The organism is uncultured Nitratireductor sp. (assembly GCF_913053745.1).
Classification (GTDB): domain Bacteria; phylum Pseudomonadota; class Alphaproteobacteria; order Rhizobiales; family Rhizobiaceae; genus Nitratireductor.
Map to the genome: position 1 here is coordinate 22,500 of NZ_CAJXGF010000001.1, position 18,555 is coordinate 41,054.

General features: G+C 59.6%; 16 protein-coding genes. 5 read left to right on the plus strand and 11 right to left on the minus strand.

Features of this window, described 5'->3' with window-relative positions; genetic code table 11:
* Window position 1: 1 nt before the first annotated feature.
* From QZ638_RS00120 to QZ638_RS00135, 4 genes are read right to left on the minus strand one after another with little or no spacing between them, the layout of a single operon-like run.
* Window positions 2–931, minus strand: coding sequence for an amino acid ABC transporter permease (locus tag QZ638_RS00120; RefSeq protein ID WP_295805605.1), 930 nt, complete (start codon window positions 929–931; stop codon window positions 2–4).
* Between the two features lies 1 nt (window position 932).
* Window positions 933–1,823, minus strand: coding sequence for an ABC transporter substrate-binding protein (locus QZ638_RS00125; protein ID WP_295805607.1), 891 nt, complete (start codon window positions 1,821–1,823; stop codon window positions 933–935).
* 33 nt (window positions 1,824–1,856) lie between these two features.
* The gene (locus QZ638_RS00130; RefSeq protein ID WP_295805608.1) at window positions 1,857–2,648 is read right to left on the minus strand and encodes a deaminated glutathione amidase; all 792 of its coding nucleotides are present in this window, start codon (window positions 2,646–2,648) and stop codon (window positions 1,857–1,859) included.
* Window positions 2,645–3,637 carry a nitrate ABC transporter substrate-binding protein gene (locus QZ638_RS00135; protein ID WP_295805609.1) on the minus strand — a complete coding sequence of 331 codons (993 nt, stop codon included), beginning with the start codon at window positions 3,635–3,637 and terminating at the stop codon, window positions 2,645–2,647. Before QZ638_RS00135 ends, QZ638_RS00130 begins: the two co-directional genes overlap by 4 nt.
* A 100-nt stretch (window positions 3,638–3,737) precedes the next feature.
* Between QZ638_RS00135 and QZ638_RS00140 the strand changes: the two genes are divergently transcribed.
* Window positions 3,738–5,075: a PLP-dependent aminotransferase family protein gene (locus tag QZ638_RS00140; RefSeq protein ID WP_295805610.1), complete on the plus strand. Its 1,338-nt coding sequence runs from the start codon at window positions 3,738–3,740 to the stop codon at window positions 5,073–5,075.
* Window positions 5,076–5,133: 58 nt separating this feature from the next.
* On the opposite strand, the gene QZ638_RS00145 is transcribed toward QZ638_RS00140, so the two are convergent.
* Window positions 5,134–6,810, minus strand: coding sequence for a hypothetical protein (locus QZ638_RS00145; RefSeq protein ID WP_295805611.1), 1,677 nt, complete (start codon window positions 6,808–6,810; stop codon window positions 5,134–5,136).
* A 27-nt stretch (window positions 6,811–6,837) separates the two neighbouring features.
* Between QZ638_RS00145 and QZ638_RS00150 the strand changes: the two genes are divergently transcribed.
* From QZ638_RS00150 to QZ638_RS00160, 3 genes are all read left to right on the plus strand, one after another.
* The gene (locus QZ638_RS00150; RefSeq protein ID WP_295805612.1) at window positions 6,838–7,407 is read left to right on the plus strand and encodes a hypothetical protein; all 570 of its coding nucleotides are present in this window, start codon (window positions 6,838–6,840) and stop codon (window positions 7,405–7,407) included.
* Window positions 7,408–7,525: 118 nt separating this feature from the next.
* Window positions 7,526–7,771: a dodecin family protein gene (locus QZ638_RS00155; RefSeq protein ID WP_366936187.1), complete on the plus strand. Its 246-nt coding sequence runs from the start codon at window positions 7,526–7,528 to the stop codon at window positions 7,769–7,771.
* 272 nt (window positions 7,772–8,043) lie between these two features.
* Window positions 8,044–9,924: an acetyl-CoA hydrolase/transferase C-terminal domain-containing protein gene (locus tag QZ638_RS00160; RefSeq protein WP_295805613.1), complete on the plus strand. Its 1,881-nt coding sequence runs from the start codon at window positions 8,044–8,046 to the stop codon at window positions 9,922–9,924.
* Between the two features lie 48 nt (window positions 9,925–9,972).
* Here the strand turns inward: QZ638_RS00160 and QZ638_RS00165 are convergent, their stop codons facing one another.
* The 6 genes from QZ638_RS00165 to QZ638_RS00190 form a co-directional block, all read right to left on the minus strand.
* A complete protein-coding gene (locus tag QZ638_RS00165; protein WP_295805614.1) occupies window positions 9,973–10,902 on the minus strand; it encodes an isoaspartyl peptidase/L-asparaginase family protein in 930 nt (309 codons plus the stop codon).
* A gap of 83 nt (window positions 10,903–10,985) precedes the next feature.
* Window positions 10,986–12,035 (minus strand): P1 family peptidase, encoded by a 1,050-nt coding sequence (locus tag QZ638_RS00170; RefSeq protein ID WP_295805615.1) that lies wholly within the window; start codon window positions 12,033–12,035, stop codon window positions 10,986–10,988.
* Between the two features lie 8 nt (window positions 12,036–12,043).
* Window positions 12,044–12,940: an ABC transporter permease subunit gene (locus QZ638_RS00175; RefSeq protein ID WP_295805616.1), complete on the minus strand. Its 897-nt coding sequence runs from the start codon at window positions 12,938–12,940 to the stop codon at window positions 12,044–12,046.
* 9 nt (window positions 12,941–12,949) lie between these two features.
* Window positions 12,950–13,870 carry an ABC transporter permease subunit gene (locus QZ638_RS00180; protein ID WP_295805617.1) on the minus strand — a complete coding sequence of 307 codons (921 nt, stop codon included), beginning with the start codon at window positions 13,868–13,870 and terminating at the stop codon, window positions 12,950–12,952.
* Between the two features lie 57 nt (window positions 13,871–13,927).
* A complete protein-coding gene (locus QZ638_RS00185; protein WP_295805618.1) occupies window positions 13,928–15,460 on the minus strand; it encodes an ABC transporter substrate-binding protein in 1,533 nt (510 codons plus the stop codon).
* Between the two features lie 44 nt (window positions 15,461–15,504).
* Window positions 15,505–17,367, minus strand: coding sequence for an ABC transporter ATP-binding protein (locus QZ638_RS00190; protein ID WP_295805619.1), 1,863 nt, complete (start codon window positions 17,365–17,367; stop codon window positions 15,505–15,507).
* A gap of 183 nt (window positions 17,368–17,550) precedes the next feature.
* On the opposite strand from QZ638_RS00190, the gene QZ638_RS00195 reads away from it, so the two are divergent.
* Window positions 17,551–18,516, plus strand: coding sequence for a LysR family transcriptional regulator (locus QZ638_RS00195; protein WP_295805620.1), 966 nt, complete (start codon window positions 17,551–17,553; stop codon window positions 18,514–18,516).
* The last annotated feature ends 39 nt before the right edge of the window (window positions 18,517–18,555 follow it).

Genomic DNA, 18,555 nt, shown 5'->3' on the forward strand with positions numbered 1-18,555 from the left:
TTCAACTCTCAGCCTCATCGGAAAGAGCGTCGTCATCGACCACGCCGCGTTCGCTGCGGCCGAAATGCCGCTCCAGGAACTCCTGGCCCACATTGAGAAGCGAAACGATAAAGAGATACCAAGCCACGGCGACCAGAAGCAGCGGAATGACTTCGAAGGTTCGATTGTAGATCGCCTGCACCGAATAGAGGAGATCGGACATGGCGATGACGCTGACAAGCGACGTCGCTTTGACCATCGATATGAACTGATTGCCCGATGGCGGCACGATCGAGCGCATGGCCTGAGGCAGAATAACCCGGCGCAAGGCGCGTGCACGGGACATGCCGAACGCTTGCGACGCCTCGATCTGCCCGCGATCGACAGAAAGCAGGCCACCGCGGATGATCTCCGCCATATAGGCCGCCTCATGAAGTGCCAGACCGATAATCGCCGCCGTGAGCGGAGAAATCAGGCTGTTCGTCTCCCAGGCACCAAGCTCCGGTCCGAAAGGGACCGAGATCTTCACTTCCGGAAACAGAGCCGAAAGATTGTACCAGAAGATCAATTGGACAAGCAGCGGAACCGCGCGAAAGAACCACAGAAAGCCGGCAGCGAAACCCGACAGGAGACGGTCCGGCGACATCCGCATCAAGGCGATCACGAGTCCGAAAAGAATACCCAGCGCCATCGAAACCACACTCAATCCGAGAGTGATCTTGAGACCGTCGAGTATGTTTTCGTGGAAGAGGTATTTGCCAACCGTCGCCCAACCGAAATTCGGGTTTTGACCAACCAGCATGAACGCTTCCAGAACGATCCAGCCCAGAACGAGCCACGCCACCAGGCGCCAGATCGGGAACGGTCGATATGCGTTGGCGACATCCCGCGAAGTGCGCCGCGCAGCGCCCTGACCGGGCGATGCGCTTATGTCTTGTCTTGCGGTGTTCATTTTACCAAGTCGACAGGTTGATGCCGGGTTCGGCCAGGGCGTTGTTCTCAAGTCCCCACTTTTTCATGATCGTGTCGTAGGTGCCGTTCTCGTGCAGAGACTCAATGGCCGACAACAAGACCGGACCGAGCGGAGATTCGCTCGGAACCACAGCGCCTTGGAAGAGATCCTTGAAGCCGTTGCTCTTGCCGACACCCGCCAGTTCCAGCTCTCCGTCGGACTGCTGCACGAAGTAGGTCAGGGGCGCCTGGGAGGAAAAGAACGCATCCGCCCGATTGGACCGTACGGCGAGGATCGACGTCGGCTGGTCCGCATAGCTTTTCACCTCGATGGGCTCATTGCCGTCGGCCTCGCATTTTTCCGCCTGCTCTGTGATGACGCGTTCGGCGGAACCGCCTGCCTGGACGGCAATGCGGCTCCCGCAAGCCGTCTCCAGCCCTTCGATGCCGGTCGGGTTGCCCGCGCGCACGGCAAAAACGACATATTCCTGAACCCAATCGACGAAATCGTTGTTTTCGCGCCGCGAGACGAAATCGCCCACCGGCCCCATGGCGAATTCATAACGACCCGCGCCGATGCCGCTCAAAAGGGCAGGCAAGCCGGCCACCGAAGCGTGTCGAATCTCGACGCCAAGAATCCCACCGATCGCCGTGGCGATGTCGGCTGAGGCGCCGGTCACCTTGTCGGCGCTCTCGACAAAATCGTAGGGCGGAAACGAGCCGGAATTGACGGCGGTCATATAGCCCTTCTCGCGGATTTTTTCCGGAAGCTGGGCATTCAGTTCCTTGTTCAATTCCTGTGCGGGAACATCGCCATCCTGCGCCTGTGCCGCACCGGCAAAAAAGCCGGCTGCAATCATGGCGACACCGCATTTCAACAATGTGTTGGACATTTATCTTCTCCCTTTTCTCATTCTCTCGATCGATTAAGCGAGTTGCAATTGCGCGAACCGGCGATTGGCCAGCACCGGCAAGGTCGCTCTTGCGTGGGCAATGCGTTCGCGGTCTATCGTGGCGAAGATCACCGTGGGTGTTTCGCCAGCCCTATGCGTTGTTACACCGAGCGGATCGACAACCATGCTCGCACCGATGTTGCGCGGACCACATTCACCGACAGCCACCATATAGCAGGTGTTCTCAAGCGCTCGGGCTGTAACGAGGGTCTCCCAGTGATGCTCTTTGCCCGGACCCTTCACCCAGGCTGCCGGCAACACCAGAATATCGGCTCCGGCCACGGCATGACGTCGCGCCAGTTCGGGGAAGCGAACATCGTAGCACGTCATAAGCCCCACTTTGAAACCGTCCACCTCCACGAGGTCCGGAATGGATGCGCCCGGCATTACATGCTCGGATTCCTGGGCTGAAAAAGCATCGTAAAGATGCAGTTTCTTGTATGCGGCGACGATTTCGCCATCGCGCAGAGCGACCAGCACATTGTGTACGCGCGCTTCGCCCGCGACCGGTACATGGAGGCAGAACATGGTCGTCATCTGCGAACCTTCACTGGCACGCAGCATCTCCGTCATGAACGGTCCGTCCAAAGGCTGCGCTGCCTTGAGGACGATCTCGGGATCGGCGATGTCGCGTGCCAGAATGCCTTCGGGAAGAACCAACAGCGCGCAACCGGCGTCCTTCGCTTCCGCCAGGATGGCGGTGGCCGTTGCGGCGTTCGCACGCCATTCATTCGCTGCTGCGAATTGGCCAAGCGCAACCTTCATGCGTTGTCCTCCTCGTAGTTTTGGAGTTCCGCCCGCTTGATCTCCGGTGAAAAAATATCGTCTGCGGCGACGCGTTTCGGTATCAGCTTCTGGCGGTACGCTGTATCAACGAAGGCGTCGATCATCGCGCGGTTCTCTTCGACACCGCTGCGGTTCCACCCTTCCGGCAGCAAGCGTCCGACACGCAGTTGCTCATCGAAAAGCCAGGGCGACGTTTCCGAGTAACGCAATCGCTTTGCCGACCACAACGCCCAGGCGCGATCGAGAAGATCGCTCAGCGCCTCCGGAAGCCAGGCGTGCCGGGCAACGACCTCCGATGCCAAAGCCATTGCGTGAATGCCCGGGACAAAGCCATATGTATCGAAATAGGCAGCCTCGGCCGCTGGAATATCATCGAGTACCGGACGGAATTCGGAGTCGGGACCGAAAAAACCCTCCGGCATAAAAGGTGTGAAGACTGCATCCAACGTCCCCGATCGAAGCAGTTCCAGCATCGGAACATCGCCATCGATCGCTTCGATCCAGCCTGGCTGTGCGAACGGTCCGAGCCTGTCAACGGAGGGATGGTTCGCTGTCAGCCGCCCGGCGAACCAGCGCACGTCTTCCAGCCGGACGCCGGCATCGAGCAAGGCATGCCGGGTCCAGGTGTTGCCCGAATCTTGCCAACCGGTCACGCCAATCCGCCCGCCCTTCAGGTCGGTCAGGCTGCGCGCGGTGTGCGTTTTGCAGGTGATGATGCAACGATGGCGGAACGCCCGCATCGGGAAGTTCGCGATACCGATGTCGTCGCCATGCCCGGCAATCTTCTGCTGAACGAACCGGCTGAGCGACACCTCGGCCCCATCGACGCCTTCCACCCCCGATGGATTGCCGGGCAACGACGCCACGCGCATCAGCGTCAGATCGAATCTTTCATCCGACACATCCCCTAACAGGATTGGCGTCAGGAAGTCCCAGTCTCTCATGGCGATGCGCAGTTGAACCGGCATGTCCTCTCATCCGCTGTTGAAGTGAGACGACAATTAAATGTTCAGGGATTCCGATACAAATGTTATTATGTTATTGAACATTTAATTGTCGGGAGATTTCGTGAAAAGAATCGAGGCGAGATGGTTGGCCGACCGGCTGGAAGGGCGCGACGCCAAAGGCATTGCCGTTGAGACGGCTCGTCTGATCCGCACCGGAAAACTTCCGGTGGGCGCCCGGCTTCCCGCCTTACGCGAATTGGCCTATTTCCTCGGCATCAGTCCCGCGACGCTTTCGGGCGCATGGGCGGAGTTGCGCAGGCAGAAGGTGATTTCGGGACGCGGCCGTAACGGCACTCTGATTACCGACAAAACGATCGGCAAAGCACCGGCGCGTACCGGGCGCATGGGACACTATACGCCCGATGCATTGGATTTGAGTTTTGCGGTGCCGGACCCCGCCCTGCTCCCGGACCTGACCGATGCGCTGCGAACCGCTGCGCACAGCGCGTCGCTCAACAGCTATGAGCGCTCACGGATCGAGCCCGCGCTCGAAGAAGCTCTCAAACCGCGCTGGCCCTACCGCTATGAAGCGTTGTTGGCGACCAATGGCGGCTACAATGCCGTTTATACGACCGTGCACGCACTGGTTCAGCCCGGGGACCTCGTCGCTTGCGAAGAACCGACCGCCATCCGTCTTCTCGACATCCTCGAGGATGCTGGCGCCAGAATTGTGCCCGTGGCATGCGACGATCACGGTCCGCTGCCGGCAAGTCTCCGTGAGGCTCTCGACGTGAAGCCAGTCTTGTTCGTCTATCAGCCTCGTACGCATTCCGTGACGGGCCGGCACGTCACGCCCGAACGGCTCGACACGCTTGGCGATCTTCTTGCTTCGTGCAACGCGCTGATCCTGGAAGACGATGGGCATGGCGACATCTCGGCATATCCCTCCCAAAGTCTCGGGACGCGTTTCCCCGAACGCGTCATTCACGTTCATTCCTTTTCCAAGACGTACGGCCCGGATCTGCGTCTTGCCGTCATGTCGGCGCCCGACGAAATCGTGGAGAAGGTCCAGTCATACAGGTTGTTCAGCGCGGGCTGGACCAGCCGGCTTCTTCAAAACGTCGCCGCTTCACTCTTGTCGAGCGAACGAACAGCACGTGAAGTGGCGACGGCCCGGAATGTCTATAAACAGCGCCGCACCGCGTTGATCGACGCGTTGCAGAGACAGGGCATCGAAGCTTTTCGGGGCGACGGTCTCTGCATCTGGCTGGAAGTGCCATCGGAAGCGTATGCAGTGATCACTTTGGCTGCGCACAAGATCGCCGTCCTACCTGGAGAAAAATGCTTTCTCGATGGAAACGGCTTCATTCGTGTTGGTACGAGCATGCTCGACGGAAATTATGGCGAGGTCAGCCGGGCAATCGCGCTGGCATCCAGATCTCCGGGGCAATTGCGCTGAGCGGAGAGCAAGCGACAAAGCGATGAGCGCGCCGACAGTCAGGCTTTGAACGCACCTCCTAGAATGGCGTCGGCGCGAACTCCCCGCCTGATTCGGAAACGCCACCCGACCCAGTGCCCGCCACGTGGGCCGTGCCTCGGACCTTTTGCGTCACGTCGTGAAACTCGTACAGGGAACGGTCGTTCGGAAAAGCGAAGATGCGATCGGCGAGCATGGGAAACTCGGCGCCGAAATAGGTGTCGAAGAGAACGCGGTAGCTGTTGACCGGAGTGATGTCGGGATACAGCAGTCCATAATCTCCGTTCGGAAAATAATAGGCATTCAAAATGCCGGTCTTGATCTGCAGTTTTTCGGCCTGCGCGGCCTGCCAGGGCACACGGCCATCGCGCTTCGGGAAGGGTCCTTCGTCCGCCTGAATCAGGATGATTGGAGGCCTCCGGTCATCGGCCTGTAATGTGGTGACAATATCCTCGATAAGGCGGTTGGCATAGGCGATCTGATCGACAAAGCCCTGCCTGTCGCCACGTTCAGCGGACTCCCGCTCATTCAGGCAGCGCCCATCGGCAGCGAAGCTGTAGGGGCCGTGCGGCACGAGAATATGCGCGAAGACGTAGACTGGCCGCTCCCGTTCGCCGATGGTCTTGATTTCCTCCACTTGGCGCGCAACCCGTTGGCATTGCGCATTGTCCCAATCGAGGCGCATGGTGAAGGGCGTGTCGGGAAGGAGATGGAAGACAGGCTTCAGAACGGTCCGGCGCAGGTAAAGCATGCCGAATTCGCTAAAGCCGTGCGGCCGGTTTTCATCGGCGAGCGAATTTTGAAACGTGCCGACCCACCAGGAGCCGAACTGGACGAAGGCGTAACCGCGCTCTTTCAGAAACCGCGCGGCGCGGTGGTCTTCCAGCATCTCGTAGATGGGATGCCAGTTCGCTCCCTTGACGCGACGATCCCGCGCCAGCGGTTCGAGATATCCCATATAGAAAGTCGAAGCGAGGGAGTGGCCGGTTTTCAGATAGTTCGAATGGCTGTCGTCCGCGACGTAAAATCCGCGCTCATTCAGAAAGTCGACGAGGTCACCATTGTCGAAACCGTAATGACGCGCCAGGATTTTCTGTGAAGCATAGCGATCGAAGACGAAATGGTAGATATCCGGCGGGCGCGGCTTGTTCGTGATCTCCGGCAGATACGGCCTGATGTCCGCATAGGCTCGCTCGCCGTCATAGGCCGCACGGGCAGCCCCGTTGCGCCATTCATAAGTCGCTATTTGCCAGGTCGGCGCGATGAGGAGCACCAGCGCAACGCAGTTGAGAATGCTGTTGATCGACCGCGACAGTCCACCGAGGCGAAGCGCGACAAAAGTCAGCAATGCCAAAAGGGCAACGGCGGCAGGCAGTGTCCGCACCATGGAATAACCGCCGTCGAGTAAACGGTTCACCTCCCCGAACAGTTCGGCATAAAAGAGAAAGCCGAACACCCATACGCTCGCGACCACCGCTGCGGTGGCATCGAAGCGCTGCCGGAAAATGGAAACGGTCAGGTAAACGACAAGCGCCCATCCGACTGAGCCCAGAAGAAACGGCGCGATATCCGCAGGCGAAACGTGGTCCAGATTGCGCGCCCATAAGCTGAGCACGGCTGCCACGGCGAACATGAATGGATGGAACGGATAGCTTCTGTCCCAGACCCCGCCAGCGACAATTCGCGATTCCTGCGCCGCGTTCGCTTCACCAGTCACTGGCGCCCTCTCCAATCAAGCGCGACGATGTATTTTTGGCGGGAGTTCGGTCCGCATGCCGCAGCCAATTTTCGTTATGACGAATTTAAGTCACTTTCGCGAAGGAGCAAGTGTGGTTTGGTTTCGTTGAAAAATCGTCCTGCCTTCAATTCTCCGACGCGGGATCACCCAGTCCAGCGCTCCTTTCCTGGAACAACATGGAAAGTCGATGGTTTATCCAACATGGATAAACGAATCTTCAAGCTGAAACCCGCAGCCGCTCCGTGGGACTCAAACTGGGACCGCGCTCCCAATCATGGCGAAGTGGTTGTAAGGGCCCTGTCACCCGCCGACGCGCGGATAGTGGCCAGCGAAGCCGAGCTGGATTTCCTGGAAACCGACACCCGGCCAGGTGACGGAGTGTCGACCCGCTTCGCCAGCGCCTTCCGTGACGACAAACTCTATACAGTCATCGAAATGGAAGACAGTTCCTTCTCCCAGTGCGGTCCCCGCGCGGTGCTGTCGGGTGAAATCAACGCTTCTTTGAAGTCCGAAAGCACAAACGAGGGCAGGAAGAATACACGAGATCACGCAGGCGGCTCACACAACCGCACGTAACGCGTCTGCATCCTGAGGCTTTGGACGACTTGCCGCGATGCATGGCAGACGCTCTCGCCAAAGATTTGAGAAAGGCCGAGAGGCTAGCAACAAAATCCGTAAAGGATGGAACACCGGCATGTCCGAGGCGTTGGGGCACGTAACCCGACAAGGGAGAAAGATGATGTCTGTTGCACGAATTACCGAAATCAATGCATCCGGGACCAGCATCGAAAACGCAATCGAAAACGGCGTAGCGCGCGCGTCCCAAACGCTTGAAAACATCGAGCAGGTATGGGTGAAAAACGTAAAGGCACAGATCGAAAATGGATCCGTTGCCGAGTATCGCGTCGACATGAAAGTAACCTTCGTCCTCAAGGAATAGCGAAGGGAAAGCGGTGACGTCTGCCGCTCGCCAGATCTCAAGAATGAGGATGCGCCCTGACGCATCAGCTTGACAGGAGCGGTGGATCGGGCAGGTCCGGTGTTGTCAGACATGCCGGTAAGTCACTACCCTGTTCCGGGCCTCGACATTCGAGCACACCGACAGGGATAAGGATGCGCCTCGCCCTTTCACGACCGTTCGCGGCAAGCATGGCGGAACGCTTCCACCCCGATACAGGGTGGCCCGATAGAGGGTGGAAGGAGTTGGGCTGAATGCGGACGAATTTTCACCGCGACGCGGACGATCTGGCCCGGCAAATCGTCGAGAAAGCGGGCGGACACATTCGCCTCGCCTTACCGCTTGGGCTCGGCAAGGCGAACAGCATTGCGAACGCCCTCACGCTGATCGCCCGCGACGATCCCTCGGTCGAGTTGGAGATCTTGACCGCCTTGACCCTTCGCCGCCCACGCCCGGCGAGCGACCTCCACCGCCGCTTTCTCGACCCTGCGAGCGAGCGCCTGTTCGGTCGCTACAAACCGCTGCTTTACGCAGAACTGCTGGAACAAGAAAAACTGCCGGCCAACATCAAGATACACGAGTTCTTCTTTCAGGCCGGCTCCTGGCTCGACACACCGTCGGCCCAGCAGGCGTACATCGCGGCCAATTATACGCACGCCCTCGACTTCATCGTCGATTTCCGGCCACACGTAATCGCCCAGCTTGTGGCCGCGGACGGTAGCGGACACTATAGTTTGAGCTGCAACACCGACATCACCGCAGACCTGCTGGAGATGCGGCAACGCGGCGAGACGGACTTCCTTTTCGCCTGCGAGACCAATCGCCATCTTCCCTTCATGAACGGAGCGGCGCTGATTGGCGAGGACGACATCGACCTGCTGTTGGACGACCCCGCCGACCAGTTCGAACTCTTCTCCGTGCCGCGGCGCCCCGTCAGCGAGGCGGAACTGGCCATTGGGCTGCATGCCTCCCGCCTCGTGCCCGATGGCGGAACGCTACAGATCGGCATCGGCTCGATCGGCGATGCGGTCGCACAAGCCCTTCTGCTGCGCGACCGCGACAATGGCGGCTACCAGGAGCTGCTGAATGCCTGCCCGTTCGCCGGAGAGCCACCAGAAGACCATCGCGCGCCCTTTCACGACGGTCTCTACTGCGCCACGGAGATGCTTGCGGGCGGACTGCTCGAACTGTTCGAGGCAGACATTCTGCGCCGCGAAGTCAACGGCGCGGCCATCCATGCGGGCTTCTTCTTGGAATGCAGAGATTTTTACGAGCGGTTGCGGTCGATGCCGTCCCCCAAAAGGTCACGCATCCAAATGACGCCGGTGTCGTTCACGAACGCGCTTTACGCGGACGAAAAGGCGAAACGCAAAGCGCGCAAGGACGCACGCTTCATCAACAACGCAATGAACGCGACATGCCTCGGCGAAATCGCCTCCGACAGGCTCGGCGATGGGCGTGTCGTTTCCGGCGTGGGCGGACAGTTCAATTTCGTTACCCAGGCCTTCGAGCTGAAGGGCGCGCGCTCCATCATCGCCCTCGGCGCCACTCGCAACGAGAGCGGCCGAACCGTCTCCAACATTGTTTGGGAGCACCCGCATGCGACGATCCCGGCACACTTGCGCGACATTGTGATCACGGAGTACGGCATCGCCGACCTGCGTGGCCGAAGCGACGAAGCCTGCATCATGGCGGTGATCGCCGTTGCCGACAGCCGCTTCCAGGGGACACTGCTCGACGCCGCCAAAGCCGCGGGCAAAGTCAGTCGCAATTGCGCGATTCCCAACGAGCAACGCGAAAACACGCCGCGGCGGCTCAAACGATGGCTCCATACGGCGCGCGCCGACGGCCGCTTGCCGGCCTACCCCTTCGGCACCGATTTCACGGAAACCGAGCAACGGCTTTTGCCCGCGCTGGAAACCCTCAAAAAGGCCTCCGGTTCGCGCCTTGAACTGGCGCGGCTGCTTTTGGCTGGCATGCGCACGCGCAAACCCCCGGAGAAACACCGGGCGTGTCTGGAACGCCTCTCCCTCGCCGCTCCCTCTGGACTGCATGAGCGTGCAACGGCCTGGCTGGTTCTCGGCGCCCTCTCGCACACGGATGACGACACAACGCATGACCGTGCATCGTCGTGACCGGCCGCACGCGCCCGCGAGATGTCCTAATGACGATTGGCTTACGCATCAATCGTCGAATATGGCGATCTTCTCGCTCTCCCCGGCAGCCTGGCTTGCACGGTACATACCCGGCGTGTTGAAACTCAGCACTGGAGCCCCTTCCGCGCCCACCGCGATAAGGCCGCCCGCCCCCTGAAGGGCCGGCAGTTCTGCATGCACCTTTCGGCGCACCGCCTCTTCGAGACTGAGCCCCAGATACTCCACCATCGCGGCAATGTCGCGCGCTACCGTCAGGCGAATGAAGATCTCACCGTGCCCGGTGGCGGACACGGCGCAGCCCTTGTTGCTGGCATAGGTCCCAGCACCGATCAGCGGTGCATCGCCGACGCGCCCGCACGCCTTGTTGGTCATGCCGCCGGTCGACGTGGCGGCGGCGAGATTGCCGCCTGTATCACGCGCCACCGCGCCGACCGTACCGTATTTACCGTCATTGTGGTCGAGGGAAACGGTTTGTGCCTTTTTCGCTTCTTCGAGCTGGTTGCGCCGTCGCTCGGTAACGAACCAGTCCGTCGGCTTGGACTCAAGGGCGCATAGACGCGCAAACACTTCTGCACCCTGGCCTGCCAGAACGACGTGATCGTTCCTTTCCATTACCATCCGCGCCAGGCTCACCGGGTTTCTCACCGTGTTCAAACCGATGACAGCGCCTGCTTCGAGGTTGCGGCCATCCATGATGGCGGCATCCATCTCGACATTCGCTTCCGTTGTCAGAACCGATCCTCGCCCGGCATTGAACAGGGGGTTCTCTTCGAGCGCAATCACCGTGCATTCAACAGCCTCGACTGCCGCCCCCCCTTTCTGCAGGACCTGAGTGCCGGCCTGGAGCGCCTCTGCCAATCCATCGCGAAAGCGGCTTTCTTCCTCCACCGAGAGTTTGCTGCGCAGGATGGTTCCTGCGCCACCGTGCAAGGCGAGCGCCCAAGGTGTGCCGTTCATAAATACCCCCTTATCCGGTCCATCTGTCGCGGCTTCTTATGCGGGCCTTTGCCGCGGTAGAGCCAATGCCGTTTCGGCTCATGCTATGCCGGTCGTGCATGTCCTTTCATATGGCCCGAGATGGTTTCACGGAACGAAGGCAGAAGGCCACCGTCATAGCCTCGACGCGGCTTTGAATGCCAAAGCGCATTGAGGATCGCTTCCTCTGTCGCTTCGACAGCGGCCTTGAAGAAGGCGTTCATGCGGCTTTCGCAAAGGCGCAATACTTCATGAGTGTCGGCGGTGTCGCGCTCAAACACATTGGTGGTGGAGAAAGCCACCGCGATGTCGCCGCTCTGATGGCCGAAATAGCTGCCCAGCCGGCCCAGGGCCGCTCCGCCACGTTGGCACAGCCGTCTCAGTTGGCGCGAATCCATCGGCGCGTCGGTCGCCAGGATGATGATGATCGAACCCTTGTCTTCTTCCTCGGTTGCTTCGACCACCCGCTGTGCGACGGCATCACCGAAAACACGCATGTCGGCCCGCTGGCCGAAATTGGAAAGGACAAGCGCGCCAAGCCTGAAATGCGCGCCTTCCTTCAAATCGATCGCGCGCGAAGCAGAACCAACGCCTCCCGAAAAGCCGAATGTTTTCATCCCGCTTCCGGCTCCGACCGTCCCCTGTTCGAAGGCGTTTCCGGCATTGGACAGCGCCTCGCCGGCCAATGCCTCGTTCACATGCAGGGCTTGAATATCGTTGACCTGTCCATCGTTGCATTCCATCACCAAAGGATTGACCGTGGCTGCCTTTCTTCCAATGGCCGGGTTTGCAGCAATGGCCTGTCTGATGAGCGCTGTGGCGCAGGCCGGCACGCCGAACGTGTTGGTGAGAAGGATCGGCGTTTCGATCTCGCCCAACTCCATCAGTTGGATCAGGCCGAGGCTTTTGCCAAAACCATTCAGGATCGATGCGGCGGCGGGAACCGGCCTGCGGTAGAGATCGCCTTCATGCGGGAAGACCGCTGTAACCCCCGTACACGCGCCTTCGTCCTGAAGAGTGGCGTGACCGACCTTGACGCCGGCAACATCGCAAATCGTGTTGGTGGGGCCGGTTGGCACCTGCCACCAGCCCTCGCGCAGAAATGTGTTTCGCATGAATTGACTCAGTTATCGTCCAGTTTCGGATCGAGCGCGTCCCGCAGCCCGTCCCCCAGAATATTGAAGCACAGCACCGTCAGGAAGATCGCCAGACCGGGGAAGAAGGTGAGGTGCCACTCTCCCGCCAGCATATATTCCCGCCCGGTGGAAAGCATCGCGCCCCATTCGGCCACAGAGGGCTCAACGCCAAGGCCGATGAAGGACAGGCTGGTCGCCGTCAGGATGGACGTGCCGATGCGCATGGTGAAGTAAACGATCACCGCCCCGAGAACGCCCGGAAGAATGTGGCGGAACATGATGATGGCATTTGGCGCGCCGGCTGCGCGCGCCGCCTCCACATAGGTCGTTTCCTTCAGGCCAAGCGTCCCGGAGCGGACAATGCGGGCGAAGGCGGGAACACTGAAGACCGCGACCGCGATGATGACATTGGTCAACCCTGCCCCCAGGATGGCAACGATGCCGATGGCGAGAAGAATGCCGGGAAAGGCGAACAGAACATCGGAAATGCGCATGACGATGGAATCGAGCCAACCGCCGTAGTAACCGGCAAAAAGCCCACCGACCACGCCGACCACCGCGCCGATTGTGACCGATAGAAAGCCAATGAACATGGACAGTTTCGCCCCATTCAAAACGCGCGCGAAAATATCGCGTCCGAACTCGTCAGTTCCGGCCCAGTGCAAGGCCGAAGGGCCAGCCAGTGTGTTCTTGTAATCGAACTCATTTGGCCCGAACGGAAGGATCCACGGTGCGACCAGTGCCATGGCCAGCAGGAGCAGCAGGAAGAACCCGGAGGCCAACGCGGCGTGGCGGGTTACGAAGCGACGCCAGAATTCGCTGAAGGGCGATCTTGCCGTCTTCTCTTTCGGCACAGCCGGCGATGTGTCGGAAACGAGGGCCATTGCTGAAACCTATTTGTAGCGGATAGCGGGATTGATGAAGCCGTAGAGCATATCCACCGCCAGATTGATCAAGAGAAATTGCAGTGAAAACAGCATGATCTCGGCCTGTACCACCGCATAGTCACGGAAGTTGATGGCATCGAGCAGCAAGGAGCCAAGTCCCGGCCAGCGGAACACTTTCTCCACGACGATGGAGCCGCCGAGCAGGAAGCCGAATTGCAGGCCGGCCATGGTCACAACCGGGATAAGGGCGTTTCGCAGGGCGTGTTTCCAGATAACCACTTTCTCCCGCAACCCCTTCGCCCGGGCGGTACGGATGAAATCCTCGCGGGCGACGTCGATAACCGCCGATCGCGTGAAACGGGCCATCACGGCGGCAACACCGGCACCAAGGGTTATCGAAGGCAGGATCAGGTCGGAGGCTTCATCGAAACCACTGGTTCCGACCCAGCCCAGATTGACCGAGAAGAACTGCATCAAAAGAAGACCGAGCCAGAAATTGGGCATCGAAATGCCCGAAACCGACAGAAACATTCCCGCATGATCGCCAGCGCTTCCACGCCGCACGGCGGACACGACGCCGGCCACCAATCCGAAAAGCAGAGACCAGGCAAGCGCGCAGACCGAAAGCCAGAAAGTCGGCCAGAAGGCACGCGCGATCATCGATGACACCGGCTCGCCGGTGCGCAATGAGTTGCCCAGATCTCCGGTCGCCATATTGCCGAGAAAATCGAGATATTGAGCAAGGAGCGGTCGGTCGAGCTTCAAAGCCCGGCGCACAGCCTCAACCTCTTCCTGCGTCGCCGCTTCACCTGCAAGCAGCCGCGCGGGATCGCCCGGCAGAGCGTGAATGAAGAGAAACACGAAAATGGAGATCAGAAACAGGACCGGCACCAGTGCGGCCAGCCTGCGCAGGAAATAGTGCAGCATCGGAATTATCCTGATGCCGGCCCGGTAAAAAATGCCGGGCCAGCGTAAAGTACGGGCTTATTCGAAGGCGGCTTTGGTGTACTGCATCGTGCCGTCGGGCATCTGGAACACGCCACTGAGCCCCTTCTTGCGGCCTGCCATCTTGTTCTCGATGGCGAGCCAGACCACCGGCTGGTCCTTCCAGATTTGCTTCTGGGCAATGGCATAGGCCGCTTTGCGCTTTTCCGGATCGGCCGTGTTGAGCGCGTCCTGAATGGCCTTGTCCACCGTTTCGTCGGAGTAGAACGCCATGTTGTAGATTTTCGGGATCCAGCCTTCCGTTGCGTAGACGGGGCGCAGATGCCAGTCGGCATCGCCGGTCGAGGGCGACCACCCACCCAAGAGCATATCGAAGGTAGACTCCTCGGGAACCATCGAAGAGAAAACCTTTTCCGAACGGGTCGCCCCTTCCATCGGCATGATCTTCGCACGCACATTGATCTGCGAAAGCTGCTGCTGGAGGAATTGCAGCATGCGAACGCCGGTTGAGCTGTTGGTGCCCCATATCTCGATCTCGAAGCCATCTGCGTGGCCGGCCTCTTCCATGAGGCGACGGGCTTCTTCGATATCCGTCGTCAAAGGTTCCTGACCTTCGTAGAAGCGGGTGTCGGGAGCGATCGGCGAATCCGGCACGACACCGTGGCCCGAATAGACCACGTCAACAAAAGCCTGCTGGTCAACGGCCAGGTTGAAGGCACGCCGGACACGCTCGTCCTTGAAGTGCTCCTTGAGCATGTTCATGGATGCCGTCCAAACGGTGATGCCGGGAACTTCCAGCACTTCATAACCGCCCGAGGTTTCCACCCTTTCGGAGAGTTCGGCCGGCATGATGTGGACGAACTGGACTTCGTCGGACAACAGCATCGACGCCCGCGTCGCGCTCTCCGTCACCGGGAAAAACGTTACCTTGTCGACTTTCGGCCACCCGCTGTCCCAGTAGTTTTCGTTCTTTTCCAAAACCAGCCGCTCGCCCGGAACCCATTCCTTGAACTTGAACGGACCGGTGCCCACCAGTTTCTTTTCGACGCCAGTGCCAAGTTCTTCGAGCGCCTTGGGGCTGTGAATGACAACGGAGGGATGCGCCACCGTGTTGATCATCGCGCCGAACGGCTCTTTGAGTTTAAGCACGACAGTGAAGTCGTCCGGCGTCTCGACGCTGTCCACCACCTTGAAAAGGCTATTTTTCGCAAGGTTCTGCGACTGATCTGCCAGGCGGTCGAAATTGGCTTTTACCGCAGCCGCGTTGAACGGTGTCCCGTCGTGAAACGTAACCCCTTCTCTCAGCTTGAAGGTAAAGGTCTTTGCATCTTCGCTCCCCTCCCAGCTTGTCGCCAATTGCGGGATGAGTTTCATGTTCTTGTCGAACCCTATCAGGCGTTCGACCACACCGCTCGCGGCCACATAGTCGACATTGTAATTGGAATTGTGGGGATCCATCTTCTGAAAGATCTGGTCCATCGCTATCGCAAGATCTGCTGCCATGGCCGGCAGCGCGAAGGTGGTACTTGCCATGAGCGCAGCACCCAAAGCGGCGCGTTTCAGAACATTCATCTCGTCTTCCTCCCTGTATTGGTGATGGTGTTGAAAAAGATGCCTCAAGCGGCGCGGGGCGCTGTTCGGCCACCGGTCTCCTCACGCGCCACGAAATGACGGGGCCCGACTTCCAGCATCTCGTTGATGGCCGGCGGATTGCCGAGCGGATGAACAGGGCTCGGCACCTCGCCGGTGATCAGCGGCCTGTCGGTGATCCGTTTCTGCGGGTCGGGGATCGGGGCCGCGGAGATGAGGCGTTTGGTATAAGGATGTCTCGGGTCTTCAAACACCGATGCGCGGGGTCCGGTTTCGACAACCTGCCCCAGATACATGACCGCCACGCGATGACTGATCCGTTCCACAACGGCCATATCGTGCGATATGAAGAGATAGGCTAGGCCAAAGCGCGCCTGCAGGTCCATCAGGAGGTTGATCACCTGGGCCTGAACCGAAACGTCGAGCGCGGAAACCGCTTCATCGGCGATGATCAGCTTGGGATCGGTGCCGAGCGCACGCGCGATGGCGATGCGCTGCCGCTGTCCACCGGAAAACGCATGCGGGTAGCGGTTGGCGTGGTCGGCCTGCAGCCCGACCTGTTCAAGCAGCCAGACAGCCTTGTCGAAGGCATTTTTCCGGTCTTCCAGACCGTGCAGCAGCATCGGTTCGGAAATGGAATATCCAACCGTCAGTCGAGGATTGAGAGAGGCATAGGGGTCCTGAAACACGAACTGGATGCGCCGGCGCAGCCTTTGCAGATCGCCTTTCGACAACCGGGTCAGGTCCTCGCCGTCGAAATGAAGCTTCGTCGCTTCCGCTTCGACCAGACGAAGGATCGAGCGGCCCGTCGTGGATTTTCCACATCCCGATTCCCCGACAAGGCCGAGCGTTTCGCCGGGCCAGATGTCGAGATCCAGCCCCTCGACGGCGTGGACCCGTTTCGTGACACGGCCCAAGAGCCCCTCGCCGACATCGAAACGGGTCGTCAGACCACGAACGGAAAGGAGCGGCTCGCTTTCATAAGCAACTGGCGCAGCCGGATCGGCGGACGCGGCGGGAGCGTTCTCGTCCTTGCCCGGCACCGGGAAAGGCGCGGGGGCGCTGGTGCCTCGCATCGCGCCCAGATGCGGCACGGCTTTCAGCAGGGCTTTCGTGTAAGGATGTTTGGGCGAACGGAACACGGTTTCCACATCGCCCTCTTCCACCTTCTCGCCGCGATACATGACCACGACCCTGTCGGCGACCTCGGCCACCACACCCATATCGTGGGTGATGAACAGCACCGACATGGACTGTTCCTTCTGCAACTCGCTTATGAGGCGCAGGATCTGTGCCTGTATCGTGACGTCCAGTGCCGTGGTGGGTTCGTCGGCGATCAGAAGCTGTGGCTTGCATGACAGCGCCATCGCGATCATCACGCGCTGCCGCATGCCACCGGACAATTGGTGCGGATGCCGCTTCATCACCTGTGCTGCATCTGGAATGCGCACGCGCTGAAGCGTATCCAGCGCGATCCGCGATGCATCGCGCCGCGTTTTCTTTTGATGGGTTACGATGGCTTCAACAATCTGGTCTCCAATCGTGAAGACCGGGTTGAGGGATGTCATCGGCTCCTGGAAGATCATCGCGATTTCGTTGCCGCGTATGCGCCGTGACTCCTCCGGATCGAGGGATGCCAGATCGATCTCGCGTCCATCGCGGCGGCGAAAGTGGATCTTGCCGTTTTCGATACGTCCACCACCGAACTCCACCAAGCGCATGATGGACAAGGCGCTGACAGATTTGCCCGATCCCGACTCGCCGACGATCGCAACGGTTTCCCCGCGCTTCACGTCGAGTGAAAGCTTCCTTACGGCACTGAACGTGTAATCACCCTGACCGAATGCTATGTCTAGGTCGGCGAGTTCAAGAACGTTCGCCGCCGCCATTTTCGTGTTTTCCGCCACCCGTTCGCCCGGTCCCTCTCCGAAGTTTGCAGCGCTTTTTGCCGCGCATGACGCAAGTGAAACCGTTGGGGGATCGGCTGGCCAACGCCGTTTTCGCATGGATTATGCCGATTTGGCATAGTTTGACGCTTGCCTGTTTACCGTTGGCGTGGTGCTTTCGGGCACATGGAAATCAAATGGCTGGAAGACTTTCTGACACTTGCCCAGACGCGCAATTTCTCACGCGCCTCGGAAGAGCGAAACGTCACCCAGCCTGCCTTCAGCCGGCGTATAAGAGCACTGGAAGGCTGGCTGGGTGTCGCTCTTTTCGACCGTCGAACCTATCCCGTCACCCTGACGGAGGAAGGGCGCGCTTTTCGCGAAACGGCCGAAAGCATGGTCTCGTCGCTCTATGCCGACCGCGCTCAGTTTCAACAGAGCGTCCATGTGAACCGACCAGACCTGCGAATTGCCGCCGCAACCACCTTGAACCTGAACTTCATTCCAGACTGGCTGCACGGGCTGGAACCCCATACGGGCCATTTCACGACACATATCTTTACGCAGAACTTCCACGACATGGTGCACCATCTTGCTGAGGGCGAGATCGATTTGGTGCTGCAATATGCGCATAGCGACGTGCCGCTTCTCTTCGAGGCCTCACGCTTCGATTCGAGAGTCCTGGCCTTTGAACCGATGCTGCTGGTGTCGCCGACGGCCGAAGACGGAACGGCGCGCTATGACCCTGCGTTCGAAGGAGAAACACAGAACTTTCCTTTCATGGGATACTCGCCCGACGGCTATTTCGCCGGTGTCGAGCAGCTCCTGTTTCAAAGGAACGGGACGACACCGGAAGTTTTTCAGCGATTGGGCGAGAGTCCGACTTCGGAAGTCCTCAAACGCATGGCGCTGCGATATGGGGCCCTGACCATGTTGCCGGAAAGCTGCGCCAGGGATGCGCTTGAACGGGGCGAGCTGATTGGTGTTGGCGGACCCGAATGGCAGGTGAGTCTCGAGATCAGGCTGTTTCGCCTGCGCGACACCCGTCGCTCCGCAGTTCGAAAACTTTGGGCTGCGCTTGACCAACAGGCTCAGGCATTCGCGAAGACATTTGAGGTCAAGGGAAAGCACCGGGTTCTGCATGAGCGGTGAACGGCGTTCCCGTCCCCGAGAAAACGGATGCGCACATCC